Source organism: Micromonospora cathayae, assembly GCF_028993575.1.
In the GTDB taxonomy this organism is placed as follows: Bacteria; Actinomycetota; Actinomycetes; order Mycobacteriales; family Micromonosporaceae; genus Micromonospora; species Micromonospora cathayae.
The window spans coordinates 2,854,206-2,877,367 of the sequence record NZ_CP118615.1 but is presented as its reverse complement, the minus strand read 5'-3'; the positions used below and the strand labels follow the sequence as shown (position 1 = coordinate 2,877,367).

27 protein-coding genes are annotated in these 23,162 nt (G+C 74.1%); 9 read left to right on the top strand and 18 right to left on the bottom strand.

Annotated features, from left to right (window positions below):
* Positions 1 to 45: 45 nt before the first annotated feature.
* The 6 genes from PVK37_RS13395 to PVK37_RS13370 all read right to left on the bottom strand — a co-directional run bounded on the left by PVK37_RS13395 (position 46) and on the right by PVK37_RS13370 (position 5,637).
* Positions 46 to 411 (bottom strand): VOC family protein, encoded by a 366-nt coding sequence (locus tag PVK37_RS13395; protein ID WP_275034252.1) that lies wholly within the window; start codon positions 409 to 411, stop codon positions 46 to 48.
* A gap of 35 nt (positions 412 to 446) precedes the next feature.
* Positions 447 to 1,451 (bottom strand): uroporphyrinogen decarboxylase/cobalamine-independent methonine synthase family protein, encoded by a 1,005-nt coding sequence (locus PVK37_RS13390; protein ID WP_275034251.1) that lies wholly within the window; start codon positions 1,449 to 1,451, stop codon positions 447 to 449.
* A gap of 111 nt (positions 1,452 to 1,562) precedes the next feature.
* Complete coding sequence (mnmA, locus tag PVK37_RS13385) at positions 1,563 to 2,633, bottom strand: tRNA 2-thiouridine(34) synthase MnmA (RefSeq protein WP_275034250.1); 1,071 nt, start codon at positions 2,631 to 2,633, stop codon at positions 1,563 to 1,565.
* Between the two features lie 282 nt (positions 2,634 to 2,915).
* Positions 2,916 to 4,088 (bottom strand): cysteine desulfurase family protein, encoded by a 1,173-nt coding sequence (locus PVK37_RS13380; RefSeq protein ID WP_275034249.1) that lies wholly within the window; start codon positions 4,086 to 4,088, stop codon positions 2,916 to 2,918.
* A 59-nt stretch (positions 4,089 to 4,147) separates the two neighbouring features.
* A complete protein-coding gene (locus tag PVK37_RS13375) occupies positions 4,148 to 4,810 on the bottom strand; it encodes a class F sortase (RefSeq protein WP_275034248.1) in 663 nt (220 codons plus the stop codon).
* On the bottom strand, positions 4,807 to 5,637 hold the full coding sequence (locus PVK37_RS13370; RefSeq protein WP_275034247.1) for a DUF4397 domain-containing protein: 831 nt from the start codon (positions 5,635 to 5,637) through the stop codon (positions 4,807 to 4,809). Before PVK37_RS13370 ends, PVK37_RS13375 begins: the two co-directional genes overlap by 4 nt.
* A gap of 265 nt (positions 5,638 to 5,902) precedes the next feature.
* Between PVK37_RS13370 and PVK37_RS13365 the strand changes: the two genes are divergently transcribed.
* Positions 5,903 to 6,505, top strand: coding sequence for an RNA polymerase sigma factor (locus PVK37_RS13365; RefSeq protein WP_275034246.1), 603 nt, complete (start codon positions 5,903 to 5,905; stop codon positions 6,503 to 6,505).
* Positions 6,459 to 7,430 carry an anti-sigma factor gene (locus PVK37_RS13360; RefSeq protein ID WP_275034245.1) on the top strand — a complete coding sequence of 324 codons (972 nt, stop codon included), beginning with the start codon at positions 6,459 to 6,461 and terminating at the stop codon, positions 7,428 to 7,430. The genes PVK37_RS13365 and PVK37_RS13360 overlap by 47 nt, the downstream gene beginning before the upstream one ends.
* A gap of 100 nt (positions 7,431 to 7,530) precedes the next feature.
* Here the strand turns inward: PVK37_RS13360 and PVK37_RS13355 are convergent, their stop codons facing one another.
* The 4 genes from PVK37_RS13355 to PVK37_RS13340 form a co-directional block, all read right to left on the bottom strand.
* Positions 7,531 to 8,490 (bottom strand): electron transfer flavoprotein subunit alpha/FixB family protein, encoded by a 960-nt coding sequence (locus tag PVK37_RS13355; RefSeq protein ID WP_275034244.1) that lies wholly within the window; start codon positions 8,488 to 8,490, stop codon positions 7,531 to 7,533.
* Between the two features lie 11 nt (positions 8,491 to 8,501).
* Positions 8,502 to 9,281, bottom strand: coding sequence for an electron transfer flavoprotein subunit beta/FixA family protein (locus PVK37_RS13350; protein WP_275034243.1), 780 nt, complete (start codon positions 9,279 to 9,281; stop codon positions 8,502 to 8,504).
* Positions 9,282 to 9,681: 400 nt separating this feature from the next.
* Positions 9,682 to 10,095, bottom strand: coding sequence for a hypothetical protein (locus tag PVK37_RS13345; RefSeq protein ID WP_275034242.1), 414 nt, complete (start codon positions 10,093 to 10,095; stop codon positions 9,682 to 9,684).
* On the bottom strand, positions 10,092 to 10,889 hold the full coding sequence (locus PVK37_RS13340; protein ID WP_275034241.1) for a GNAT family N-acetyltransferase: 798 nt from the start codon (positions 10,887 to 10,889) through the stop codon (positions 10,092 to 10,094). The genes PVK37_RS13345 and PVK37_RS13340 overlap by 4 nt, the downstream gene beginning before the upstream one ends.
* Positions 10,890 to 10,968: 79 nt before the next feature.
* Here PVK37_RS13340 and PVK37_RS13335 point away from each other — a divergent pair, with 79 nt between their 5' ends.
* From PVK37_RS13335 to PVK37_RS13325, 3 genes are all read left to right on the top strand, one after another.
* Positions 10,969 to 11,322 carry a YidH family protein gene (locus tag PVK37_RS13335; protein ID WP_423791077.1) on the top strand — a complete coding sequence of 118 codons (354 nt, stop codon included), beginning with the start codon at positions 10,969 to 10,971 and terminating at the stop codon, positions 11,320 to 11,322.
* Between the two features lie 94 nt (positions 11,323 to 11,416).
* Complete coding sequence (locus tag PVK37_RS13330; RefSeq protein WP_275034239.1) at positions 11,417 to 11,716, top strand: DUF202 domain-containing protein; 300 nt, start codon at positions 11,417 to 11,419, stop codon at positions 11,714 to 11,716.
* Positions 11,717 to 11,744: 28 nt separating this feature from the next.
* On the top strand, positions 11,745 to 12,176 hold the full coding sequence (locus tag PVK37_RS13325) for a PLD nuclease N-terminal domain-containing protein (protein WP_275034238.1): 432 nt from the start codon (positions 11,745 to 11,747) through the stop codon (positions 12,174 to 12,176).
* A 97-nt stretch (positions 12,177 to 12,273) separates the two neighbouring features.
* Here the strand turns inward: PVK37_RS13325 and PVK37_RS13320 are convergent, their stop codons facing one another.
* From PVK37_RS13320 to PVK37_RS13305, 4 genes are all read right to left on the bottom strand, one after another.
* Positions 12,274 to 13,083: an ABC transporter permease gene (locus tag PVK37_RS13320; protein WP_275034237.1), complete on the bottom strand. Its 810-nt coding sequence runs from the start codon at positions 13,081 to 13,083 to the stop codon at positions 12,274 to 12,276.
* Entirely contained in the window at positions 13,080 to 14,054 is a 975-nt protein-coding gene (locus PVK37_RS13315; protein ID WP_275034235.1) for an ATP-binding cassette domain-containing protein, read from the bottom strand. The genes PVK37_RS13320 and PVK37_RS13315 overlap by 4 nt, the downstream gene beginning before the upstream one ends.
* Positions 14,055 to 14,196: 142 nt before the next feature.
* Complete coding sequence (locus PVK37_RS13310) at positions 14,197 to 15,819, bottom strand: acetolactate synthase (protein ID WP_275034234.1); 1,623 nt, start codon at positions 15,817 to 15,819, stop codon at positions 14,197 to 14,199.
* 190 nt (positions 15,820 to 16,009) lie between these two features.
* Complete coding sequence (locus tag PVK37_RS13305) at positions 16,010 to 16,783, bottom strand: enoyl-CoA hydratase-related protein (protein WP_275034233.1); 774 nt, start codon at positions 16,781 to 16,783, stop codon at positions 16,010 to 16,012.
* Positions 16,784 to 16,883: 100 nt separating this feature from the next.
* Here PVK37_RS13305 and PVK37_RS13300 point away from each other — a divergent pair, with 100 nt between their 5' ends.
* Positions 16,884 to 17,354 carry a DUF6232 family protein gene (locus tag PVK37_RS13300; RefSeq protein WP_275034232.1) on the top strand — a complete coding sequence of 157 codons (471 nt, stop codon included), beginning with the start codon at positions 16,884 to 16,886 and terminating at the stop codon, positions 17,352 to 17,354.
* 37 nt (positions 17,355 to 17,391) lie between these two features.
* On the opposite strand, the gene PVK37_RS13295 is transcribed toward PVK37_RS13300, so the two are convergent.
* The 3 genes from PVK37_RS13295 to PVK37_RS13285 form a co-directional block, all read right to left on the bottom strand.
* On the bottom strand, positions 17,392 to 17,796 hold the full coding sequence (locus tag PVK37_RS13295; RefSeq protein ID WP_275034231.1) for a nuclear transport factor 2 family protein: 405 nt from the start codon (positions 17,794 to 17,796) through the stop codon (positions 17,392 to 17,394).
* Between the two features lie 202 nt (positions 17,797 to 17,998).
* Positions 17,999 to 19,552, bottom strand: coding sequence for a PrsW family intramembrane metalloprotease (locus tag PVK37_RS13290; RefSeq protein WP_275034230.1), 1,554 nt, complete (start codon positions 19,550 to 19,552; stop codon positions 17,999 to 18,001).
* Positions 19,549 to 20,082 carry a hypothetical protein gene (locus PVK37_RS13285; RefSeq protein WP_275034229.1) on the bottom strand — a complete coding sequence of 178 codons (534 nt, stop codon included), beginning with the start codon at positions 20,080 to 20,082 and terminating at the stop codon, positions 19,549 to 19,551. Before PVK37_RS13285 ends, PVK37_RS13290 begins: the two co-directional genes overlap by 4 nt.
* 94 nt (positions 20,083 to 20,176) lie before the next feature.
* Here PVK37_RS13285 and PVK37_RS13280 point away from each other — a divergent pair, with 94 nt between their 5' ends.
* From PVK37_RS13280 to PVK37_RS13270, 3 genes are read left to right on the top strand one after another with little or no spacing between them, the layout of a single operon-like run.
* The gene (locus PVK37_RS13280) at positions 20,177 to 20,659 is read left to right on the top strand and encodes a DUF6232 family protein (protein WP_275034228.1); all 483 of its coding nucleotides are present in this window, start codon (positions 20,177 to 20,179) and stop codon (positions 20,657 to 20,659) included.
* Positions 20,656 to 21,045, top strand: a complete 390-nt coding sequence (locus PVK37_RS13275) for a DoxX family protein (protein ID WP_275034227.1) — start codon at positions 20,656 to 20,658, stop codon at positions 21,043 to 21,045. The genes PVK37_RS13280 and PVK37_RS13275 overlap by 4 nt, the downstream gene beginning before the upstream one ends.
* A 55-nt stretch (positions 21,046 to 21,100) precedes the next feature.
* Positions 21,101 to 21,997, top strand: coding sequence for a hypothetical protein (locus PVK37_RS13270; RefSeq protein ID WP_275034226.1), 897 nt, complete (start codon positions 21,101 to 21,103; stop codon positions 21,995 to 21,997).
* 211 nt (positions 21,998 to 22,208) lie between these two features.
* Here the strand turns inward: PVK37_RS13270 and PVK37_RS13265 are convergent, their stop codons facing one another.
* Complete coding sequence (locus PVK37_RS13265; RefSeq protein ID WP_275034225.1) at positions 22,209 to 23,117, bottom strand: ribokinase; 909 nt, start codon at positions 23,115 to 23,117, stop codon at positions 22,209 to 22,211.
* Positions 23,118 to 23,162 lie beyond the last annotated feature (45 nt).

Below are 23,162 nucleotides of genomic sequence, written 5' to 3'. Positions count from 1 at the left end.
GCTGGGTCGGCGGGGAACCGGTCCGCCGACGCAGCCGGGGCAGTCCTAGAAGACCAGGCAGAACGGGTGGCCGGCCGGGTCGGCGTAGACCCGGAAGTCGTCGCCCTCCCCCGGCAGCCGCCGGGCGCCCAGCGCGAGCACCCGCTGCTCGGCGGCGTCCACATCGTCCACCGACACGTCGAGGTGGAACTGCTGCGGGACGGCCGGGTCCGGCCAGGTCGGCGGGCGCAGCTCGGGAGCCAGTTGGAAGGCGATCCGGGGGTGCCGGCCCCGGGGGCCGCCGAGCACCACCCAGTCGTCTCCGTCGGAATCCTCCTCGGCGACGGACAGACCGAGCAGCTCGGCGTAGAAGGCGGCCAGGGCACGCGGATCGGGGCAGTCGACCACCACGGAACGTAGCTGTCCAATCATGCCGGCCATCATGCCCACCGGGTACGACAGGAAACCTACTCCTCGGCGAGTCGCCGGCCGGCGTCCCGGCAGGCGGCGAGGATCGCACGTACGTATCCGGGGGTGGCCCCGGCCAGGCCGCAGGCGGGAGTGACCACCACCTGCTCGGGCAGCCGGGCGCGGGGAAAGCCGAGGCGGTCCCAGAGTTCGCGTACCCCGTCGGCGACCTGGGCCGACGTCGGGGCGCGACCGGCCGGCGGCGGCAGCGCCGGCGCGGCCCCGGCCAGCAGCCCGAGCCCGGCGTCGATCGCCTCGCCGAGCGGGTCCAGGTCGGTGACCAGGGCGAGGTCCAACGCGACACCGACCGCGCCGGTCGAGCGGATCAGCTCCAGCGGCACGTCCGGGGCGCAGCAGTGCAGCACGGTCGGTACCCCGGCGGCCTCGATCACCGTGCGCAGCAGGGACCGGGCGACCTCAGACTCCATCGCCCGGTACGCGCCGAGCCCGCTCTCGGTGCGGATCCGCCCGGCCAGTACCGCCGGCAACGACGGCTCGTCGAGTTGGAGCAGCACCGAGGCACGGGGCAGCCGCCGGGTGACCGCCGCGACGTGGCCGCGCAGCCCTTCGGCGAGCGAGCCGGTGAGATCCCGGACCGCGCCCGGGTCCCGCAGCAGCCGGCCGCCGACCGGCAGTTCCAGGGCGGCGGCCAGGGTGAGCGGCCCGGGGACCTGCACCTTGACCGGCCCGGCGTACCCCTCGGCCTGTTCGGCGAGCTGGTCCAGGTCCCGTTCCATCAGGTCCCGGGACCGCCGCAGGTCCCGCCCCGGGCGGGCGGCGATCCGCCAGCGTGCCGCGTACAGCTCCACCGGCAGTTCCACCAGCAGCCCGGCGCCCCGGCCGATCAGGTCCGCGCCCGGACCCCGGGCGGGCAGCTCGGGCAGGTGGGGCAGAGCGGGCAGCTCGCCGAGGACGACACGTTGCGCCTCGGCGATGTCGGTGCCGGGCAGCGAGCCGATACCGGTCGACGCGCCACGGGGCCAGGGCCACACCTGATCAGTCACGGCCGCCAGGCTATTACGTCGGGGTCGCGGAGCCGAGGACGACGCTCTCCGTCGGGGTCGCGGAGCCGAGGACGACGTCCGCGTCAGGGCCACGGGGCCGAGGACGACGCGCTACGTCAGGGTCGCGGAGCCGAGGACGACGTCGCCGGCGGGGTCCGGCCGGTACGCGACGATGGCCTGGCCGGCGGCGACCCCCCGGACCGGGCGGTGCAGGGTGGCGTGCAGCCCGGTGGCGTCGGCGGTGACGGTGGCCGGGACCACGTCACCGTGGGCGCGCAACTGCACCTCGCACTCGATCGGCGCGGTCGGCCGGGCGACGCCGGTCCAGACCGGACGTTCGGCGCGTACCTCGGTCACCTCGAGGGCCTCGGCCGGGCCGACGGTGACCGTGTTGGTCTTCGGCGTGATGGAGAGCACGTACCGGGGGCGGCCGTCCGGGGCGGGACGGTTCAGGTGCAGGCCGCGCCGCTGGCCGACGGTGTACGCGTACGCGCCGCTGTGGCTGCCGACCACCGAGCCGGTGAGCGCGTCCACCACGTCGCCGGGCGTCTCGCCCAGCCGCTCGGCCAGGAAGCCCCGGGTGTCGCCGTCGGCGATGAAGCAGATGTCGTGCGAGTCGGGCTTGTCGGCCACGGCCAGTCCACGCCGGGCCGCCTCTTCGCGGACCTGCGCCTTGGTGGAGTCGCCGAGCGGGAAGATCGACCGGTCGAGCTGTTCCCGGGTGAGCACGGCCAGCACGTACGACTGGTCCTTGGCCAGGTCGACGCTGCGGCGCAGCAGGCCGTCCGGGCCGAGTCGGGCGTGGTGACCGGTGACCACCGCGTCGAAGCCGAGGGCGACCGCCCGGTCCAGCACCGCCGCGAACTTGATCTTCTCGTTGCAGCGCAGGCACGGGTTCGGGGTACGCCCGGCCGCGTACTCGGCGACGAAGTCGTCGACCACGTCGGCGTGGAACCGGTCGGCCATGTCCCACACGTAGAACGGGATGCCGAGCACGTCGGCGGCGCGCCGGGCGTCCCGGGAGTCCTCCAGGGTGCAGCAGCCGCGCGCCCCGGTGCGGTACGTCTGCGGGTTGCGGGCCAGCGCCAGGTGCACACCGGTCACGTCGTGCCCTGCCGCCACCGCCCGCGCGGCGGCGACCGCCGAGTCGACCCCGCCGGACATCGCTGCCAACACCCTCACCGACACGCTCCCTTCACCGTGTCCGAGGGTAGCTCCGCCCAGGCCCTCAGGCGCGGGCGGTACGGACCACGGCGGTCCGGCGGGCGGTAGACCACCCGGCCGCGCCGGCCGCCCGGCGGACGGCAGGGCAGTCCGACAGACGGCAGGCAGCGGCGGGGTCCGTCGCGGGCAGCCCGGCGGAGGGCAGGCGCGGGCAGCCCGGCGGACGGCAGGCGCGGGCAGCCCGGCGGAGGGCAGGGGCAGGCAACCAGGCGGACGGCAGGCGCGGGCAGCCCGGCGGGGTCAGGTGCGGGCGGAGCGGATCGCGCCGGCCCGGCGGGCCCGCTCCACGGCGGCCGGCAGCGCGGCGATCAGCGCGTCCACCTCGGCGGGGACGGAGGTGTGGCCGAGCGAGAAGCGCAGCGACGACCGGGCCCGGTCGTTGTCGGCCCCCATCGCCAGCAGCACGTGGGACGGCTGGGCCACCCCGGCCGAGCAGGCCGACCCGGTCGAGCAGGCGATGCCGTGGGCGTCCAGCAGCAGCAGCAGCGCGTCGCCCTCGCAGCCGGGGAAGGAGAAGTGCGCGTTGCCGGGGAGCCGGTCGTTCGGGTCACCGTTGTAGACCACCTCCGGCACCGCCCGCCGGACCCGCTCCACCAGGTCGTCGCGGAGGGCGGCGACCCGGGCGGCGTACGCCTGCTGGTTCTTCACCGCGGTCTCCACGGCGACCGCGAAGGCGGCGATGCCGGCGGTGTCCAGGGTGCCGGACCGGACGTCACGTTCCTGGCCGCCGCCGTGCAGCAGCGGGGTGGCCGCGACGTCCCGGGCCAGCAGCAGCGCGCCCACTCCGGTGGGTCCGCCGAGCTTGTGCCCGGTCACGGTCAGCGCGGCCACCCCGCTGGCGGCGAAGTCGACCGGCACCTGCCCGACGGCCTGGACCGCGTCGGTGTGGAACGGCACCCCGTGCTCGGCGGCGACCGCGGCCAGCTCGGCGATCGGCTGGACGGTGCCGACCTCGTTGTTGGCCCACATCGCGGTGACCAGGGCGACCCGGTCGGCGTGCCCGGCCAGGGTGGCGCGCAGCCGGTCGGCGCTCAACCGTCCGGTCTCGTCGACCGGCAGCCAGTCCGCTTCGGCGTTCTCGTGCCCGACCAGCCAGTCCACCGCGTCGAGGACGGCGTGGTGTTCGACGGCGCTGGAGACCACCCGGTCCCGGCCGGCGGGCCGGCGGGCCCAGAAGATGCCCTTGACCGCGAGGTTGTCGCTCTCCGTCCCGCCCCCGGTGAAGATCACTTCGGAGGGGCGGGCGCCGAGCGCGGCGGCCACCCGTTCCCGGGACTCCTCCACCCGGCGGCGGGCACGCCGCCCCGCCGCGTGCAGTGACGACGCGTTGCCGACCTCGCGAGCGGTGGCGACGTACGCCTCGAGTGCCTCGTCGAGCATCGGGGTGGTCGCCGCGTGATCCAGGTATGCCATCGCGGTTCAGCCTATCCGCCGGCCCGCCCCCACCCGGTCCGCAGGGAGGCCGGAGTGGATCAGGCGGGTACCGCGGTGACCACGATGTTGTCCCGGTAGCGGCGGGCCTCGGCGTCGAACGGGCCACCACAGGTGATCAGGGTGAGCCGCACCGACCCGTCCCGGGCGAAGTAGCGCTCCAACGGGATCTTCGTCTTGTCGTACTCCTCGCGGCCCACCACCCGGTACGCGCGTTCCCGGCCGTCGCTGCCGGTGACCGTGACGGTGTCGCCCCGGTCCAGCTCGCGGAGCCGGTAGAACGCCCCCTTGCCCTGGGTGGCGCTGTCCACGTGCCCGGCGACGACGATCGATCCGGCCTCGGCCTCCAGGCCGGGGCCGTACCGGTACCAGCCGACCTGGTCGACGCTGGGCGGTACGTCGAACTCGTCGGTCCGTTCGTTGATGCCGACCGCGTCGACGGTGGCGGTGACCCCGATCGCCGGGATGCGCAGCCGGGTCGGTGGTACGGTGCCGGCCGCGGTGGGCAGGTCCCCGGAGGTGACCGGGACCCGGGTGGCGGCGGGGGCGCTGGCCGGGGGCGGGGTGGCGCTGGCGAGGCGTTCGACGTCCCCACCGCCCACGTTCTCGGCCGGCTGGCTGCCGCAGGCCACCACGGTGGCGACGGTGAGCGCGGCAGCGCCGGCGGCCATCGCCGCCAGCGCGCCGCGGTTGCGCACCGTCACCGGCGACCGGCCCGGGCGGTCGCCATCCGGGCCCCGCCGCCGACCAGCAGCAGCGCGCCGGCTCCGGCGAGCACGTACCACCAGGTCTGCGGGCCGGTGCCGGCGAGGCCACCGTCCCCGCTGGGTACGCCGCTCGGCGCGGAGTGCAGCCCGGTGATGGTCTGCGAGACCAGTTCCAGGTTGTCGGCCTCGGCGGAACCGATCGCGAAGACGATGGTGGCGGTGCCCTCGGCCAGGTTCAGGTTGGCCGGGCCGATCGCCACGGTCTCGGTACCGGCGAGGACCACGTCGGCGGAGACGCTGCCGGCGTCCACGTCGGCCTTGGCCTCGTTCGGGTTGGTCAGGTCCTCGAAGACCGGGGTGCCGCCGGCCCGGACGTCCACCGCCGGGGCGGCCGCGGTGTGCCGGACGATCAGCCGGGCCTTGCCGGCGTCGACCTTCGCGGTGTCGTTGACGAACGGGGTGATCTTGGGCTGGCCGCCGGCGTCGAGGTGCGCGGCGATGCTGATGTTCGCCCCGCCCGGCACCTGCGCGTCGTCGACCTTCAGGATGGCGCTGCCGATCGGCTCGCCCGGCTTGGTGAGGGCGATGTCGTACTGGCCCTCCTCCAGGTCCAGGGGGCCGGCGACGTCGCCGGGCTGGAAGTTGTCCAGCGTCTTCTCGCCGTTGACGTACACGTCGACCGGGGTGTCCGGGATGCCGTGCACCACGGAGACCTTCGACGTGGCGGCGTACGCCGGGGAGGCGGTGAACGCGCTGACGCCGGCGAACGTCGCCACGGCCACCGCGGTGCCCGCGGTGAGGCGACGGAAGTACGAAACCTGCATGGCTGTTCCTCCTGAAGGGTGGTGCCGATCTCGCTGGGGAAGGTGCCGTACGCGCCAGGCCTGGCTTGCGGAACGGGTTACGTCGGCGTCCCGCCGGCCGGATGCGGGGTCGGGAACTTTTCTTTTCCGCGTCCGATCCGCATCCGGATGGCCGTTCCGCGACGAAGAACCCAGGTGAACGTGCGTCGGAGCGACCGACCGGGAGGGTGGTGCGATGACTGCGGGAGTTACAGTCGGGCATGCCCCACGTAAGGCGAGCCGCCCGGTGACAGCGGAGACACCCGACACCGGCCCTCCCGAGGACGACCTGGCCGCGCGTTTCCGCGCCGGCGACGAGACGGCCCTGCGGGAGGCGTACGACAGGTACGGCCGGGCGGTCTTCCACCTGGCGACCAGCACGCTGGTCAACCGCACCGACGCCGAGGACGTCACCCAGGCGGCGTTCGTCGCGGCCTGGATGGGCCGGGAGACCTTCGACCCGTCGAAGGGTTCCCTGGTCGGTTGGCTGCTCGGGATCACCCGACGCAAGGTGGTGGACCGGCTACGGGCGGCCGCCCGGGAGACCCGGGCGGTGGAGACGGTCCGGCAGCTGCCCGAACCGGAGCCGACCGGGCCGGACCCGGACCGCGTCGTCGACCGGCTGGTGGTCGCCGACGAGCTGGCCCGGCTCCCCGCCGACCAGCGGCGGATGCTCGAGTTGGCGTTCTTCGACGACCTGACCCACCAGCAGATAGCGACGGTGACCGGAGTGCCGCTGGGCACGGTCAAGAGCCACATCCGACGTGGCATGGCGAGTCTGAAACGCCGATGGGAGGTGGACGGTGCAGCACCTGGAACACGACCGGCTGGTCTTTCTGGCGCTCGGTGAGAGCGAGGCGGACACCGGCGAGAACCACCACCTCGACGGCTGCGCGCACTGCCGGGCCGAGTTGGCCGCCCTGCGGCACGTCGCCGGGCTGGGCGCGGAGACGCAGGCGCTGCGCGACCTGCCGGAGCCGCCGCCGCAGATCTGGGACGCCATCACCGCCGAGGTCGCCGCGGCGCAGTCCCTGCCGACGCTGACCCGCCCGCGCCGCCCGCAGCCGGCCACCGGCAACGGCACCGCCCCGCACACCGCCGGAAACCCGACCGGCCCGGACACCGCCGGCAACGGCACCGGCCCGTACCCCGCCGGGAACCCGACCGACCGGAACGCCCGCGGGCACCCGACCGGTCCGAACGCCGCCGGGGGCGGGACCGGCCCGACCGCCGGGGGGCGCGCGACCGGCCGGAACGCGGCGGAGGACGGCACCGGGCCGCGCCCGGTAGGGACCGGACCGGGGGCACCGGCCGCCCGGCCGGGGCGGCGGTCGCGCCGGGTCTCCCGCTGGCTGGCGACCGGTCTGACCGCCACCGCCGCCGCGGTGCTCGGCGTGGTCGGCACCCTGACCGTGGTACGCCCGGACGCTCCGGAGCCGCCGCCGCAGGTGCTGGCGAGCGCGCCGCTGGCCGCGTACGGGGCGACGCCGCCGGAGGCCACCGGGGACGCCCGGGTGTTCGCCGACGGCCGGCTGCACCTGCACGTGGCGAACCTGCCCGAGGTGCCCGGCTACTACGAGGTGTGGCTGATCGACCCGGCCACGATGGAGATGTTCTCGGTGGGAGTGCTCGGCGGCGGCGCGGACGCGCTGCTACCGTTGCCCCCTAACGTCGACCTCGACCGGTACTCGGTGGTCGACGTGTCGGCCGAGCAGTACGACAACGACACCGCCCACTCCGGCGACAGCCTGTTGCGGGGCACCCTGACGAGCTGATCGGCGGGCCGGCTCAGCTCCCCGGCCCGCCGATCAGCTCCCGTACGGCGACGGGGCCGCGGAACCTGACGGTTCCGCGGCCCCGGTGCGTGCGTACCGCTCACTTGCGCTTGCGGATCTCCTCGGCGGCCTGCGGGACGACCTTGAACAGGTCGCCGACCACCCCGAAGTCGGCCAGCTCGAAGATCGGCGCCTCGCCGTCCTTGTTGACCGCGACGATGGTCTTCGAGGTCTGCATGCCGGCCCGGTGCTGGATGGCCCCGGAGATGCCGAGCGCGACGTAGAGCTGCGGGGAGACGGTCTTGCCGGTCTGGCCCACCTGGAACTGGTGCGGGTAGTAGCCGGAGTCGACGGCGGCCCGGGACGCCCCGACCGCGCCGCCGAGCAGGTCGGCCAGCTCCTCGACCAGCTTGAAGTTGTCGGCGTTGCCGACGCCCCGACCACCGGAGACGACGATCGACGCCTCGGTGAGTTCCGGGCGGGAGCCCTTCTGCTCGGCGACCCGGTCGACCACCTTGGCCAGCTTGTCGGTGTCGGTGACGGTCACGGTGAGCTGCTCGACGGCCGGGCTGGCCGCCGCCGGCACCGGGTTGACCGAGTTGGGTCGGACGGTGACCAGCGGCAGACCCTTGGTGACCTTCGACTTCACGATGGTGGAGCCGGCGAAGGCGACCTGGGTGGCGGTGCCGTCGGCGGCCAGCGCGACGACGTCGGTCAGGATGCCGTTGTCCAGCTTGACGGCGAGCCGGGCGGCGATCTCCTTGCCCTCCTGGGAGGAGGCGAGCAGCACGGCGGCCGGCTGCACCCGGCCGACCAGCTCGGCCAGTACGGTCGCCTTGGGGGCGACCAGGTAGCCGTCGATCTCCTCGCTCTCGGCGGCGTAGATCTTCTCCGCGCCGTACTCGCCCAGCTTGGCGCTCAGCGCCTCGGCGGCGCCGGGGCCACCGAGCACCACCGCGGCGGGGGTGCCCAGTTCGCGGGCGAGGGTGAGCATCTCGCAGGTGACCTTCTTGACGCCGAATTCCCGGGTGGCTTCGACGACGACGAGAACCTCAGACATGTCCGGACCCCTCACACGAACTTCTCGGTGGCGAGGAACTCGACCAGCTTCGCGCCGCCGTCGCCCTCGTCGGTGATCTTGGCGCCGCCGGAGCGCGGCGGACGCTTGCTGTGCTCGACGACCGTGCTGGTCGCACCGTCGAAGCCGACCTCGCCGGGCGCGACGCCCAGGTCGGCCAGGGAGAGCGTCTGCACCGGCTTCTTCTTGGCCGCCATGATGCCCTTGAAGGACGGGTACCGGGGCTCGTTGATGGTGTCCCAGACGGAGACCACGGCCGGGGTGGAGGCGGTGACGACCTCGTAGCCCTCCTCGGTCTGCCGCTCGACGGTCAGCGTGCCGCCGTCGACGGTGAGCTTGCGCGCGCCGGTCAGCGCGGCCACGCCGAGCCGCTCGGCGAGCATGTGCGGCAGCACCTGGACGCGGCCGTCGGTGGACTCGGCACCGCAGATCACCAGATCGGCGTTGAGCGTGCCGAGGGCGGCGGCGAGAACCTTGGAGGTGGCCACCGCGCAGGAGCCGTGCAGGGCGTCGTCCACCACGTGGACGGCCTTGTCGGGCCCCATGGAGAGCGCCTTGCGGATCGACTCGGTCGCCCGGTCCGGACCCATGGTCAGGATGGTCACCTCGCCGCCGTGCGCTTCCTTGATCTTCAACGCCTCTTCGATGGCGTACTCGTCCATCTCGTTGATGACGTTGTTCGCCGAGCCGCGGTCGACGGTGTTGTCGTCACTACGCAGGTTGCGGTCCGCGCCCGAGTCGGGCACCTGCTTGACGAGTACGACGATGTTCATCGCGCTTCGACGACCCCTCCTGTTGGTGATGGCTTTGCTCGCCCGGTCCCGGGCGCAGCCTCGCGCTTTCCGGGACGCCGGTCAACCGCAGGCTGTCGTGCAGTTACCCACACCGGCAATGTTACCTGTCAGTAGCATCGCCCTTCGGGGCACTCAGCGTGACACAGCTCACCCGAAGGCCCACCAGCGGCTACAGTCGCGAATCGGGAGGTTCACGACATGTCGCGGCAAGACGGGATAGGACGGTCAGCCACGTCGGCGGCTGCCCCGGCGACGGCCTGCCGCCGTCGGGTGCCCCCGAGCGCGTACCGGTGCGCCTGCGGACGGCTGCGCGAACGGTGCGTCCGGCTCGCCGTCCGGACCCTCTGGACCCCCGCCCCGCACCCCGCGACCGCCCCGGTCAGTCGGTACCGTCCAGGACGGCCCTGATCCGGTCGATCGCCACCTGTTCGGCCGGATCCACCCCCCGGTGCGCGCGGGCCACCCGGTCCGCGGCGGTCAGCACCACCGACCGGTACGCGGCCACCTCGCCCGGCGCCTTCTCCCGCAGGATCGCCAGCGCCCGGTCCAACGCCCCCAGAGCGGCCAACTCGACCTGCTGGGCCGAACCCTCCGGCAGCCGAGGCAGCGGCCCGGAGGTGAGCGCGTCCTTCACCACCCCACGCGCACCCGCGATCACCCCGGAGGCGGCGAAGCTCTCCCGGACCAGGGCCAGCAGCCCCGGGTCGGCGTTCGACACCAGGAAGACGGCACCGAACGCGCCGGTCTTGAGGGTCAACTTCTCCTCGGCGGTCAGCGACTGGCCCATGATCACGGAGTGTAGACGTACGGAGTGGTCGTGGTGACCGGGACGAACCCGAGCCGTTCCAGGATCGGCCGGCTCTGCGCCGACGCGTCCACCTGCAACAGGGCGCGGTCCCGCTGCCCGGCCAGCCGGGCCCGGTGCGTCACCAGCGCCCGGTAGACGCCCCGGCGTCGCCACCGCGGCAGGGTCGACCCACCCCAGAGGGTGGCGAACCCGGTGCCCGGCGGGTACCGGACCCAGCCGGCGCTGACCACCGTCTCCCCCGCCTCGGCCACCACCACCGTCAGCGCCTGCGGATCGGTGGCGATCTCCCGGGCCAGCCCGTCGACCAGGTGACTCCGGTCGCTCCCCCAGACCTCCGCCTCCATCGCCGCGATCCGTTCCAGGTCGGCGCGGTCGGCGACCTCCCGCAGGCGTACCCCCTCGGGGATGACCGGGATCGCGGCGGCGAGCGGCGCGACCGCCCCGACCACGACGGTCTCCGGCTCCTCCGGCACGAATCCGGCCGCCCGGAGCCGGGCGGGCAGGTCGGCGGGCTCGTCATGGCCGTGCAGCTTCCACTCGACCGCCTCGCCCCGCCCCCGGAACAGGTCCCGCTGGCGGACGATCAGGGCGTCCAGCTCCGCACCGGTCAGGCCGTCGAGGTCACGGTAGGTGAGGAAACCGCGGTGGTCGAGACCGACGATCCGGGTCAGCGGGCCGTCCCGTTCGACCGTCACACCGTCCGGCACCGGGTCCGGGACGTCCGGCCGGAGCTGGTTGTCGTACGCGGTCCGCAGGGTGCTCGCATCAAGATCGGTCACCACTCCAGGCTACGTCCGGGTTCGACGGGATAATGACGCTGTGTGGCAGGCGATCAGGCGGTGGTTCGACCCGCAGGAGATGCGGACGGTGGGCACCCGTCCCGACTACCGCTTCTCGCTGGCCAACGAACGGACCTTCCTGGCCTGGCTACGAACCGGACTGGCGCTGATCGCCGGTGGGCTGGCCGCCGCCCAGTTCCTGCCGCCGCTGCCGTTGGACCACCTGCGCGAGGTGATCGCGATCGTGCTGCTGCTGCTCGGCGGTACGGTGGCCGTCCGGGCGGTGGACCACTGGGCGCGGACCGAGCGGGCCATCCGGCTCGGCGAGGACCTGCCCGCCTCCCGGTTCCCGGCCGTACTCGCCCTGACCGTGGGGCTCGGGGCGGCGCTGCTGGTGGTGGCGGTCCTGGCCCGCGCGGTGGGCCGCTCGTGACCGGCCCGACCGGGACCGGCCGCTCGCGGCGACGTCTCCGCTGGTGTCCCGCCGGTTCCCGGGCCGCCCGGACGCGGTTCCGCGGGGTCCCGGGATGAGCGTGGACCCGGGGCTGCAACCCGAACGGACCAGGCTCGCCTGGCGGCGCACCGCGCTGGCCCTGACCGCGGTCACCGTGCTGACCGTCCGGCTGGCCCTCGGCGGTGGGCCGGTCGGCGCGCTGGCTGCCGGTTCCGCCCTGCTCGTCTGGGGACTGGCCGTCCGGGTCTGCTGGCCCCGGGCCACCGGCACCGGCCCGGCGCCCAGTGGCGGCCGAAGGCTCCCGCTGGTCGCTCTCGCCGCCGTCGGGTACGCCCTGCTCGGCACCCTGCTCGTCCTGCCGACGCTGTGGTGACCTGCTCGGAGTGCGTCATGATTGGTGAATGGTCCGGGTCTTCCTCTTCCTCATCGTGATCCAGGTGGTCATCGCCTCACTGGCGTTGATCGACTGTCTTTCTGCCGAAAAGCACCAGGTCAGGGCGCTGCCGAGAGCGTTGTGGGTGCCGGTGATCCTGGTGGTGCCGCTGCTCGGCCCGATCGCCTGGTTCGTCGCCGGCCGGCCGGCCAGCGGCGGCGGTGCGCCCCGGGCCGCCTCGCCGCGTCCGGGCCCGATCGCCCCCGACGACAACCCCGAGTTTCTGAAGTCCCTCGCCGACTCGGCCCGGCAGCGGGACGAGGAACTGTTCCGGCGGTGGGAGGAGGACCTGCGCCGACGCGAGGAGGACCTGCGCCGCGAGGAGGATCAGCGCCGCGAGCGCGACCCCGACCGGGCCGACACCCCGGAGCGGCGTACCGACCCGGACCAGACGTCCTGACCCGGACCGGTCCCCACCGGGTCCCGGACCCGACGTACTGACCCGGGCCCCGGTGCTGACCGGGACCCGGGCCGGAAGCCCGGTCCGGGCCGGTCAGTCAGACCCGGCGGCGCAGCGCCCGGACCGCCAGCGGGGCGAAGACCGCCGCGATCGCGGCCCCCCAGAGCAGCGCCTGGACCACCGGGCCGGCGACCGGCCCACCGACCAGCAGACCGCGCAGCGCGTCGGCGAGCACGGTGACCGGGTTCACCTCCACCCAGGTCTGCAACCAGCCGGGCATGGTGTCGGTGGGGACGAAGGCGTTGCTGGTGAAGGTCAACGGGAAGATCACCATGAACCCGAAGATCTGCACCTTCTCCGGCTCGCTGACCATGACCCCGACCAGCACCGAGACCCAGGCCGCCGCCAGCGAGAACGCCAGCAGCAGCGCGAACGCCCCGAGCAGACCGAGCACCCCGTTGTGCAGCCGGAAGCCCAGGATCATGCCCACGGCGAGCAGCAGCGACACCGACCAGGCCTGCTTCGCCGTGTCGGCGAGGATCCGCCCGGCCAGCGGGGCCCAGCGGGCGATCGGCAACGAGCGCAGCCGGTCGAACACGCCCTTGGTGAGGTCGTTGTTCAGCCCGAAACCGGTGGTCATGGTGGCGAAGAAGGCGTTCTGCACGATGATGCCGGGCAGCGCGAACGTGAGGTACTCCCCCGGGGAACCGGAGATCGCCCCACCGAACACGTACGTGAACAGCAGCACGAACATGACCGGCTGGATGCTCAGGTCGAGCAGTTCCATCGGGTTGTGCTTGATCTGGACCAGGCTCCGCCAGGCCAGGGTCAGCGTGTGCGACAGCCCGGCTGCCGGGCTGAGCCGGCGGGCCGGGGCCAGCGGGGCGGGCGCGGTGACGGCGGTCATGCCAGGCTCCCTTCCAGTTCGGGCTGCTCCGGGGTGCCCGGCTCGGCCCGGTGGCCGGTGAGGGAGAGGAAGACCTCGTCGAGGCTGGAGCCGCGCAGCGCCAGCTCGGCGACCACCACCCCGGCCTCGTCGAGACGGCGTACCACGGTCGGCAGCACCGTCGGGTCGTTCACCGGCACGGTGACCGTGGTGTGGGCGACCTCCGGGGCGTGCCCGGAGACCTGCCCGGCGATCGTCAGGACGGTGGGCAGGTCGTCACCCCGCTCGGGACGGACGGTGAGCGTCTGCCCGCCGGTCTTCGCCTTCAGCTCCTCCGGGGTGCCCTGGGCGATCACCCGGCCGTGGTCGACCACGGCGATCTCGCTGGCGAGCTGGTCGGCCTCTTCCAGGTACTGCGTGGTGAGCAGCACGGTCACCCCCTCGGCGACCAGGTTGCGGACGATGTCCCACAGCTCGTTGCGGCTGCGCGGGTCGAGGCCGGTGGTCGGCTCGTCGAGGAAGAGCACCTGCGGCCGGCCGACCAGACTGGCGGCCAGGTCGAGGCGGCGGCGCATGCCGCCCGAGTAGGTCTTGGCGGCCCGGTCACCGGCGTCGGTGAGGTGGAAGTCGGCGAGCAGCTCGCGGGCGCGGGCCTTCGCGTCGGCCCGGCCCAGCCCGAGCAGCCGGCCGATGAGCAGCAGATTCTCCGCGCCGGTGAGGGTCTCGTCGACCGAGGCGTACTGGCCGGTCAGCCCGATCAGCTGGCGGACCCGGTGGGCGTCCCGGGCGACGTCGTACCCGCCGACGGTGGCGTGCCCCTCGTCGGCGGGCAGCAGGGTGGCGAGCACCCGTACCGTGGTGGTCTTGCCGGCCCCGTTCGGGCCGAGCAGGCCGAAGACCGACCCGCTCGGCACCTCCAGATCGACTCCGGCGAGAGCGGTGGTCGCGCCGAAGCGCCGGACCAACCCCTCCGCCCGGATGGCATGGGTCATGGACAACTCCCCGTTCCGTACGCGCACAGTGATCCGGCCAGCATGACCGAGGGGTGTGACAACTTTCGGTCGTGCCGTGGCCGACGGTAACCGTGCCGGGCGGGGAGCGCCGCCGAATTAGCTGCTCAGACGCTGCCGCCGGTCAGGCGAGCGTGGAGGAACGCGGGTACGAGTCGGTCGGGTCGGTGAGCACGTTGACCAGGTACGGCACCCCGGCGTCGAAGGCCCGTTCCAGGGCCGGGCCCAGGTCGACCGCCTTGGCGACGGTCTCGCCCGCCCCGCCCATCGCGGTGACCACCTGGTCGTACCGCAGCTCGGGCTGGAGGTCGGCGGCCAGGTCGTAGCCGTACATGGCGCGCATCGGGTGCTTCTCCAGCCCCCAGATGCCGTTGTTGCCCACCACGATCACCACGGGCAGCTTCTGCCGGACCAGCGACTCCACGTCCAGCAGCGAGAAGCCGGCCGCGCCGTCGCCCATCAGCACGCAGACCTGCCGGTCCGGGTGGGTGATCCGGGCCCCCATCGCGTACCCCATGCCGGTGCCCAGGCAGCCGTACGGGCCGGGGTCGAGCCAGGTGCCGGGCTGGGCCGGCTCCAGGTAGCGGCCGGCATACGAGACGAAGTCGCCGCCGTCGCCGATGGTGACCGCGTCCGGGGCGAGCACCTTGCGCAGCTCGCCGTAGATCCGGGCCGGGCGGATCGGGTCGCTCTCGGCGGCCATCTCCCCGGCGTCGCGGGCCTTCGCCGCGTCCTCCTTGGCGCGCAGCTCGGCGATCCAGTCGGCGTGGTCGACCCGGTCGCCGGGGTGGTCGGCCAACGCGGTGAGGATCAGCCGCAGGTCACCGGCCGGGGAGACGGCCGGCTCGACGTGCGTGGCGCGCTGGCTGGGCGCGTCGACGACGTGCACGACCTGCGCGTCGCCGAAGTCGCCGAAGCTGAGCCGGAAGTCCAGCGGAGTGCCGATCACCACGACCACGTCCGCGCCGCCCAGCGCGGCCCGGCGGGCCTTGGCGAACGACAGCGGGTGGGTCGGCGGGAGCGCGCCCCGGCCCATGCCGTTGGTGAAGACCGGCACGCCGAGCGCCTCGGCGGCGGCCCGCAGCGCGTCGACCGCGTCCCCGGCCCAGACGTCCGAACCGGCGATGATCACCGGTCGCTGGGCGCCGGCGATCAGCTCGGCGGCCCGCCGTACCTCGTCCGGGTCCGCCTCCAGCGGCGCGAGCGCCGGGCCCGCCGGCTGGTCGGCCTCGCCGACCGAGAAGACCACTTCCAGCGGTACGTCGAGGAAGGCCGGCCCGCGGTGCGGGGTGAGCGCGGCGTCCAGCGCGGCGGCCACCATGCCGGGGATGTCGTCGGTGTCGAAGATCGTCTCGGCGTGCTTGGTGACCGGCCGGACCAGCGGGAGATGGTCCATCTCCTGGAGGCTGCCGGAGCCCCAACGGAACGCCGGGGCCCTGCCGCCGAGCACCAGCACCGGGGACGCGTTGAAGAACGCGCTGGTCAGGCCGGAGATGCCGTTGGTGACGCCGGGGCCGGCGGTGAGCACGGCCAGGCCGGGGCGGCGCTGGAGTTTCGCCACCGCCTCGGCCGCGAAGACCGCCGACTGCTCGTGCCGGACGTCGTACACCGGAAAGTCGATCTTGTGCGCGGCGTCGTAGAGCGGGAAGACGTGCCCGCCGGAGAGGGTGAACATCTCACGTACGCCGTACGCGCGCAGCGCCGCCAGCGCCAACTCCCCGCCGTGCCCCTCGATCCGCTCCGCCATGACCGCTCCCCTCCGTCGCGTGACCGGTCCGAGGTTACCGGCCGGTCACCTCGAACGTGAAGAAGCTTCGACCCGGCGTGTCCACGCGTCGGCACACTCGGGGTCGCGTCGGCGCACCCGCCGGGGGCGGCGCATCGGCGACGGGAGCGGCGGGCGGCGGGCTGATCGTGCTCGCCCGCGCCACCACCGGTCAGCGACCGGTGAACCGGGGCTTGCGCTTCTCGACGAACGCGGCCATGCCCTCACTGCGGTCGTCGGTGGCGAACAGCGCCGCGAACAGTTGACTCTCCCAGGCCAGGCCCGAGTTCAGGTCCATGTCCAGGCCACCGTCGACGGCCAGCTTCGCCGCCCGCAGCGCCTGCACCGGCCCGTCCAGGTACGGCCTGACCATCTCGACGGCGGTCAGGTACACGTCGGCGGCCGGGACCACCCGGTCGGCCAGCCCGATCCGCAGCGCCTCCTGCGCGTCGATCATCCGGCCGGACATGATCAGATCCTTGGCCCGCGCCGGGCCGACCAGCCGGGCCAGCCGCTGGGTGCCACCGGCACCGGGGATGATGCCCAGCTTGATCTCCGGCTGGCCGAGCTTGGCGTCCTCGGCCACCACCCGCCAGTCGCAGGCCAGCGCCAGCTCGCAGCCACCACCGAGGGCGTACCCGGTGATCGCGGCGACCACCGGCTTGGGGATCCGGGTGAACGCGCCGAGCGCGCTGGACAGGTCGGCGGCCCGCTCCGCCATGTCCACGTAGGACATGTCGGCCATCTCCTTGATGTCCGCCCCGGCGGCGAAGACCTTCTCCCCGCCGTACACGATGACCGCGCGGACCTCGGGGTCGGCGGCGGCGGCCGTGGCGGCGGCCCGCAACTCCTCCTGGACCTGCTTGTTCAGCGCGTTCATCTTCGGCCGGTCCAGCCGGATGGTGCCGATGCCGTCCTTGGTCTCCAGCCGCACGAACTCGCCCACGCTGCCCCTCACTTCCTCGTCGAAGTCGCGTGCCAACCTTACGGCCCGGATCGTTGGGGCAGGTAGTCTGGTGTCAGCCCCCGCCACCGGGAGTCGCACGATGGTCATGTTCTACGACGACAGGTCGGTACAGGTCACGTCCACCGCCGTCCGGGTCGACGGGCGGAGCTTCCCGCTGGCCGAGATCAGCCAGGTCTGGCACCAGAAGGGCAGCCGCTCCTGGCGGGTGCTCGCCGGCCGGGGCGCGCTCGGCGCGGCACTGGCCGGGCCGCTGGTAGCCGCCCTGCTGGGCATCGCGGTGGCGATCTGGCTGCACCGGTCCTGGACGGTCACCATCGCCATCGTCGGCGCGTCGGTGCTGGTCGGCCTCGCGGTCGGCCCGGTCGCCGACGTGCTGTTCGAGTTCCTCGACCGGTCGTACGCCCGGGGCAGCCGGCAACGGGAGATCTGGATCCGCTGGCAGGGCCGCCCGGTACGGCTGGTCCGCACCGGGGACGCGCTCCGGTTCGGGAAGATCTACCGGGCGCTGCAACGCGCCATGGAACGCGACCAACCCGTCCGGCGGCGCTGACCGACGGCGGACCGGTCGCTCGGCAGACCGACGGCGGTCAGGCGAAACTGACCGGCACGTCGGGCAGCAGGCCCAGCCCGCGCAGCAGGCCGTACAGGTCCTGCTCGCCCCAGAACTGCACGATGCGTCCCCCGGACAGCCGGTACATCTTGCAGGCGCTCTGCACCGCCGTCCGGCCGGTCCGGTCGTGCCGGTAGGTCTGCGCCATCGACACCACGACCCGGTCGCCGGCCGCGTACAGCTCCAGGATCTCCTGGTCGAGCACGGTGAGACCGGGCGAGGCCACCGCCTGCTCGGCGAAGCGCCGCCCCCGGACCGCGGTGCCCGAACCGTAGATCCGCACGTCCTCGTCGACCACCGACCGCACCTCGGCCAGGTCCTTCGTCACGAAGGCACGCAGGTACCGGCGGACGATCCCGATGTTGCGCTCCTGCTCGGTCATGACCGTCGACTGTAGGCGGTACCGCCGCCGGGCCCGGCCCGGACGCGCTGCTCGTCGGCGTCGCCGCGGCGGCCCAGAGCGCGACGACGTCGGCGGCGATCCTCGCGGCGGTGGCGACGTCCGGTGGACGCGCCGGCCCGGCTGCCGCCGGACGACCGCCCCGGGCAGCCCGGGTCGCGGTGCCCGGTCGGCTCCCACCGGGTCAGAGGAACGCGAGCAGCGCACCGGTCAACCAGACGTACCCGGTGACGGCCACCGCGACGGCCAGCGGGGCGGGCCGCTGCCGCCGGTTCGCCAGCACCAGCGCGGCCAGCGCCGGGACCAGCCAGTGCAGCAGGCCGGCGACACCGAGGGCGACCGCCCCGGGCAGCAGCCAGCGTGGCGCCGTCGGCGCGGCGGGCGGTACCGGCCCCTCGACCGAACCGGTCAGCTCACCCAGCCTGGTCCGGGCCGACGTCAGCTCGGCCCGCGCCCGCCAGGTCCCGGCGGTGGGCAGGTCCAGGAAGGCGAGTTGGGCCGCGTACAGCCGACGCAGGGTCCGGGCGGCGACCGGGCCGTGCGCACGCCGGACCGCGCGGACGGTCCTGGTACGCGCCCAGACGGTGGCCAGCGCGGCGGCCTCGTCCCGGGTGGCGACCGCGAACACCGGCCCGGCCACCCCCGACCGACCCGGCCCGGTTCCCCCGCCCCACCCGTACCCCCCGACCAGCCCATCTTTCCCGAACGACCCATCTCCCCCGACCGGTCCGGGACGGCCTTCCGGTCCGGGAGCGCCGTCCGGTCCACCTCCCCCGACCGGTCCGGTAGCGCCGTCCTCCGGTGGGGCCAGTCGGGCGGTGAGCCGGGCCGCCTCCCGACGGCGCAGCACCGCCAGGGCGTACCAGCCGAGCGCGCCCGGCACCCCGACCACCAGGAAGTAACCGGCCATCGGCGAGACCACCGGCAGCTGACCGAGGACCTCGGTGCCGCGCAGCGCCAGCGGGGAGTTGACCGCCGCGTGCACCAGCCAGGCCAGGGCGAACGCCCCGGCCAGCATCCCCCACCGGCGGGCCCGGCGGCGGTCGGTGCGCAACACGGCGTACCCGATGCCGGCCCCGACCAGGGCGGTGAAGAGCGGATGGCCGACCAGGCCGGGCACGACGGCGCGGAGGGCGACGACGCGCAACGCGTCCGGCGCGTGGTCGGGCAGGGTCGCGTCGGCGGCGGTGAGCGCGTAGCTGAGATCCTCGACGGTGGCGAAGCCCACGCCGGCGACCGCGCCGTAGACCGCGCCGGCGAACGGGGTACGCAGGTACGGGCGGGCGGCCAGCAGGAGCAGCAGCACCCCGGCACCCTTGGCGGTCTCCTCGGCGGTCGGCGCGACCAGGGCCGGCCCCCAGGCGGCCGCGAACTCCGGCGAGGTGAGCTGCGCCAGCAGGACGTCCAGCGTGTAGCCGGAGAGCGCACCGACCATGACCGCTGCGGTGGCACCCCAACCGAACGCGAGCAGCACCAGCCACCACGGCCGCCGGCCGAGCTGGTCCAACCAACGGAGCACGGCCAGGCTCAGCGCCGCGTAGACCGTCAGCAGGGGCAGCGCGGCCAGCGCGGACCGGGGCGCCACCCAGGCCCCGAGGCCGAGCAGCAGCAGCGGACCGAGCGCGCCCACCGTCACCACCGCCACCAGCAGCCAGAACGCCGGGGTACGCGCCGGCGAGTAGGCCCGGTTCGGTACGGGTCCAACCGGGGTACCCGTCGGCGGGTAGGCCCCGTTCACGACGGGTCCAACCGCAGGCCGGTCAGCGCCGCCCGGACCGGTGCGGGCAGCGCGGCGCAGTCCGGCACCGGGGTGACCAGCGCGGTGACCGCCACCTCCGGTCCGGTGAGCACCGCGTAACAGGCCGGCTGCTCCCCGGTGAGCGGACCCCACTCGCCGCGCAGCCCGGACGCGCGCAACGGCTCCGGTCGACCGGCGGGGCGGAGCAGTTCGTCGCGGGCCAGCCGGTGCCGCGCGTGCGCGGTGAACGGCGCCGGGTCACCCTGGTACGCCACCGCGCTGAGCCGGATCCGCAGGCCCTCGCCGGTACGCAGGACCACCTCACCGGTACCCGGCCGGGACTCGGCCACGTCCAGTCGCGCGCCGGGCGGCGGGTCGACCCGGACGCCGTACCCGACGTCGACCGGCCGGGTCACCGGCGGTCCCTGGGAGGGCAGGGCGGCCGACACCACCGCCGGTACCGCCACCAGTGCGCCGAGCCCCACCAGGACACCGAGCCCGACACCGGCGTCACGCCATCTGCTCGTCATCGTTACAGGGTGTCAGGCCGGGGCACCGACTGCGCAACCACTCAGCCGGCGGTACGGAGGTGCCGATGTCGCGCCGACAGGGTTCACTGTAAAGATGACGCTCTATTACCAGGACGACACGGTGCAGGTGACCTCCGAGTCGATCCAGGTGGAAGGGCTGACATTACGGCTGACCGACGTGACGTACGTCTGGCACGCCCGGGGCCGGACCACCATGGGGCAGCGGTCCCGGAAACTGGGTCGGGGCGCGCTGGTCCTGCTGTTGTCGTTGCCGCCGCTGGTGGCGCTGGTCTGCGCGGTGTCGGTGCTCGGCGCGGCGGCGCAGGACCGGGGCGACTGGACGCTGGCGCTGATCGTGATCGCCGCCTTCGCGGTCGGCGCGCTGGTGCTCGCCCCGTTCCTGGAGTTGCCGCTGGGCTGGCTGGACCGCTCGTACGAGCGCGGGGACCGGGTGCACGAGCTGTGGGTCCGGCATCTCGGACACGACATCCTGCTGCTCACCTCCCCGGACGCGCTACGGTTCGGGCAGATCTACCGCGCCGTGCAGCGCGCCGTCGAACAGCAGGGGGACAGGTGACCGACCGGACGGACCGGGGGGCGCTCGCGCTGGCCGGCCTGCTCGCCTTCGCCGGAGTGACCCACCTCACCCGGCCCCGGTTCTACGATCCGATCGTGCCGAGGTCGCTGCCCGGTCCGGCCCGCTTCTGGACGTACGTGAGCGGGGTGGCCGAGCTGGCCGTGGCGGCGGCGGTGACCCACCCGGCCACCCGCCGGGCCGGTGGATCGGCCGCCGCCGCGCTCTTCGTGGGGGTGTTCCCGGCCAACGTGCGGATGGCGATGGACTGGCGGCACCAGGGCACCGCCCGGCGGGCGGTCGCCTTCGGCCGGCTCCCGCTCCAGGTTCCCCTGGTCTGGTGGGCGGTACGGGTCGCCCGCGCCGCCCCGGCCGGCCGGAGGCGCTGAGCACGTCCGCGGCCCGGACGGCGGGTGGTGGCCGGTACGACGCACACTTGTTCCCATGGCGATCCCCCTCCCCCGCCCGACCGCCGTGTTCGGGTTGACCCGTTCCGCGCTCGATCAGGCGCTCGGCTCCGCAGCCTCGTTCGCCGCCGTCCCAGCCCGTGCCTTCGCGGTGCTCGACGCCGTGGAGGCGCTGGTCGCCCGGATCGACGGGGTGGTGGACCGGATCGAGGGGACACTGGACCGGACCGACCGGGTGGTCGACCGGGTCGACCGGACGCTGGACCGGACCGACCAGGTGCTCACCGACGCCGAGGCGGCCGTCCGCGAGGTCGCGGTGATCAGTGCCGCCGCGACCACCGCGATCGACAACGCGACGGTCGTCGCGGCACGCGCGACCGTACTGGTCGAAAAGGCCGAGCAGGTGACCTCGACAGCAGGCCGCCTGGTCGACGAGGCCGGCCAGGTGACCTCCACGGCAAGCCGCCTGGTCGGAGAGGCCGAGCAGGTGACCTCCACGGCAGGCCGGGTGGTCGGTGTGGCCGAGTCGGTCTCCGGGTCCGCCGCGACGGTGGTGGCTGCGGCGGAGACGGTCGCCGGGCGGGCGGCCGACACGGTGGAGACGGCCCGGAGCGCCGCCGCCACCGCCGAGCAGTTGCTGGCCGCGTACGAGCCGGTACTGCGGCGGGCCGCCCCGATGGCCGCCCGGTTCGTGGAGCAGCTCAGCCACGAGGAGGTGACCGCCGCGATCCGGCTCGTCGACGAGTTGCCGAAGCTCAAGGAACACCTGACCGCCGACATCCTGCCGATCCTGGCCACCCTGGACCGGGTCGGACCGGACCTGCACGACCTGCTCGACGTGACCCGGGACCTGAAGCTCGCGGTGGCCGGTATCCCCGGCCTGGGCATGCTCCGCCGCCGAGGTGAACGCCGTACCGACGACCCACCCGCCTAACCCACCCCCCTCCACCCGCCCCTCCCCACCCACCCCCACGCGCTCGCCCCGTTGATCATGAAGTTGTTGTCGCCCGCTTCGGCGTGTCGCGACACTAACTTCATGATCAACGGGGCGAGCGGGGGTGGGGCGGGAGCGTGCGGGCGGGGAAGGGGGTTGGGGGTTGGGGTGGGCGGGGTGGGCGGGTGGGCGGGTGGGCGGGTGGGCGGGGTTAGGGGGTGGGTGGGGGTGGGGTGTAGAGGGCGTTGATTTCGGGGCGGTGGGGTAGGGCGACGGACGCGCCGAAGCGGCGGGTGCAGGCCGCTCCGGCCGCCGCCGCCCAGCAGACCGAGTCGTGCAGGTCCCGGCCCTCGCCCCAGGCCACGGCCAGGGCGGCGGTGAACGCGTCGCCGGCCGCCGTGGAGTCGACCACGTCGACCTTGACCGCCGGGACGTGCACGCCGGTGCCGTCCCGGTCGACGTACCAGGCGCCGTGGCCGCCGAGGGTCAGCACCGCCCGGGGGACCAGTTCCAGCAGCGCGTGCGGGTCCTCGCGGCCCCGTCCGGTGAGCGCGCGGGCCTCGACCTCGTTGACCACCAGCACGTCCACCGCGGCCAGTAGTTCCGGTGGTACCTGGCGGGCCGGTGCGGCGTTGAGGACCACCCGGGTGCCGGCGGACCGGGCGGCCAGCGCCGCCTCGGTCACCGTCTCCACCGGGATCTCGAGCTGCGCGACCAGCACGTCCGCCTCCCGTACGGCGGTCAGCTCGCCCTCGGTGAGCCCGGTGAAGGCCGCGTTCGCGCCGGGCGTGACCAGGATCTGGTTCTCACCCTCGGCGTTCACCATCACCAGCGCCACCCCGGAGGTGCCATAGCTGACCCGGAGCTGGTCGGTGTCGACACCAGCGGCGGTGACCCGGGCGCGCAGGGTGACCCCGAAGGCGTCCGACCCGATCGCGCCGAGGAAGGCGCAGGAGGCACCGGCGCGGGCGGCGGCGATGGCCTGGTTGGCGCCCTTGCCGCCGGGGACCATGACGAAGTCGGTGCCGAGCACCGTCTCCCCGGGGCGGGGCAGGGTTCCGGCCGCGCCGACCAGGTCCATGTTGGCGCTGCCCACGACGACGACCCGGGTCTGCGGCACCACAGGCTCCTCCAACGACGCGGCGATGACGACTCAGGCGGTGAA

Excerpts from the sequence above, each read along its gene's own strand:
- PVK37_RS13395 (WP_275034252.1), bottom strand. The coding sequence starts at position 411 with ATGATTGGACAGCTACGTTCCGTGGTGGTCGACTGCCCCGATCCGCGT.
- PVK37_RS13380 (WP_275034249.1), bottom strand. The coding sequence starts at position 4,088 with ATGGCATACCTGGATCACGCGGCGACCACCCCGATGCTCGACGAGGCA.
- PVK37_RS13370 (WP_275034247.1), bottom strand. The coding sequence starts at position 5,637 with ATGCAGGTTTCGTACTTCCGTCGCCTCACCGCGGGCACCGCGGTGGCC.
- PVK37_RS13355 (WP_275034244.1), bottom strand. The coding sequence starts at position 8,490 with ATGTCTGAGGTTCTCGTCGTCGTCGAAGCCACCCGGGAATTCGGCGTC.
- PVK37_RS13350 (WP_275034243.1), bottom strand. The coding sequence starts at position 9,281 with ATGAACATCGTCGTACTCGTCAAGCAGGTGCCCGACTCGGGCGCGGAC.
- PVK37_RS13335 (WP_423791077.1), top strand. The coding sequence starts at position 10,969 with ATGCGGACGGTGGGCACCCGTCCCGACTACCGCTTCTCGCTGGCCAAC.
- PVK37_RS13330 (WP_275034239.1), top strand. The coding sequence starts at position 11,417 with ATGAGCGTGGACCCGGGGCTGCAACCCGAACGGACCAGGCTCGCCTGG.
- PVK37_RS13325 (WP_275034238.1), top strand. The coding sequence starts at position 11,745 with ATGGTCCGGGTCTTCCTCTTCCTCATCGTGATCCAGGTGGTCATCGCC.
- PVK37_RS13320 (WP_275034237.1), bottom strand. The coding sequence starts at position 13,083 with ATGACCGCCGTCACCGCGCCCGCCCCGCTGGCCCCGGCCCGCCGGCTC.
- PVK37_RS13315 (WP_275034235.1), bottom strand. The coding sequence starts at position 14,054 with ATGACCCATGCCATCCGGGCGGAGGGGTTGGTCCGGCGCTTCGGCGCG.
- PVK37_RS13310 (WP_275034234.1), bottom strand. The coding sequence starts at position 15,819 with ATGGCGGAGCGGATCGAGGGGCACGGCGGGGAGTTGGCGCTGGCGGCG.
- PVK37_RS13300 (WP_275034232.1), top strand. The coding sequence starts at position 16,884 with ATGGTCATGTTCTACGACGACAGGTCGGTACAGGTCACGTCCACCGCC.
- PVK37_RS13295 (WP_275034231.1), bottom strand. The coding sequence starts at position 17,796 with ATGACCGAGCAGGAGCGCAACATCGGGATCGTCCGCCGGTACCTGCGT.
- PVK37_RS13285 (WP_275034229.1), bottom strand. The coding sequence starts at position 20,082 with ATGACGAGCAGATGGCGTGACGCCGGTGTCGGGCTCGGTGTCCTGGTG.
- PVK37_RS13280 (WP_275034228.1), top strand. The coding sequence starts at position 20,177 with ATGACGCTCTATTACCAGGACGACACGGTGCAGGTGACCTCCGAGTCG.
- PVK37_RS13270 (WP_275034226.1), top strand. The coding sequence starts at position 21,101 with ATGGCGATCCCCCTCCCCCGCCCGACCGCCGTGTTCGGGTTGACCCGT.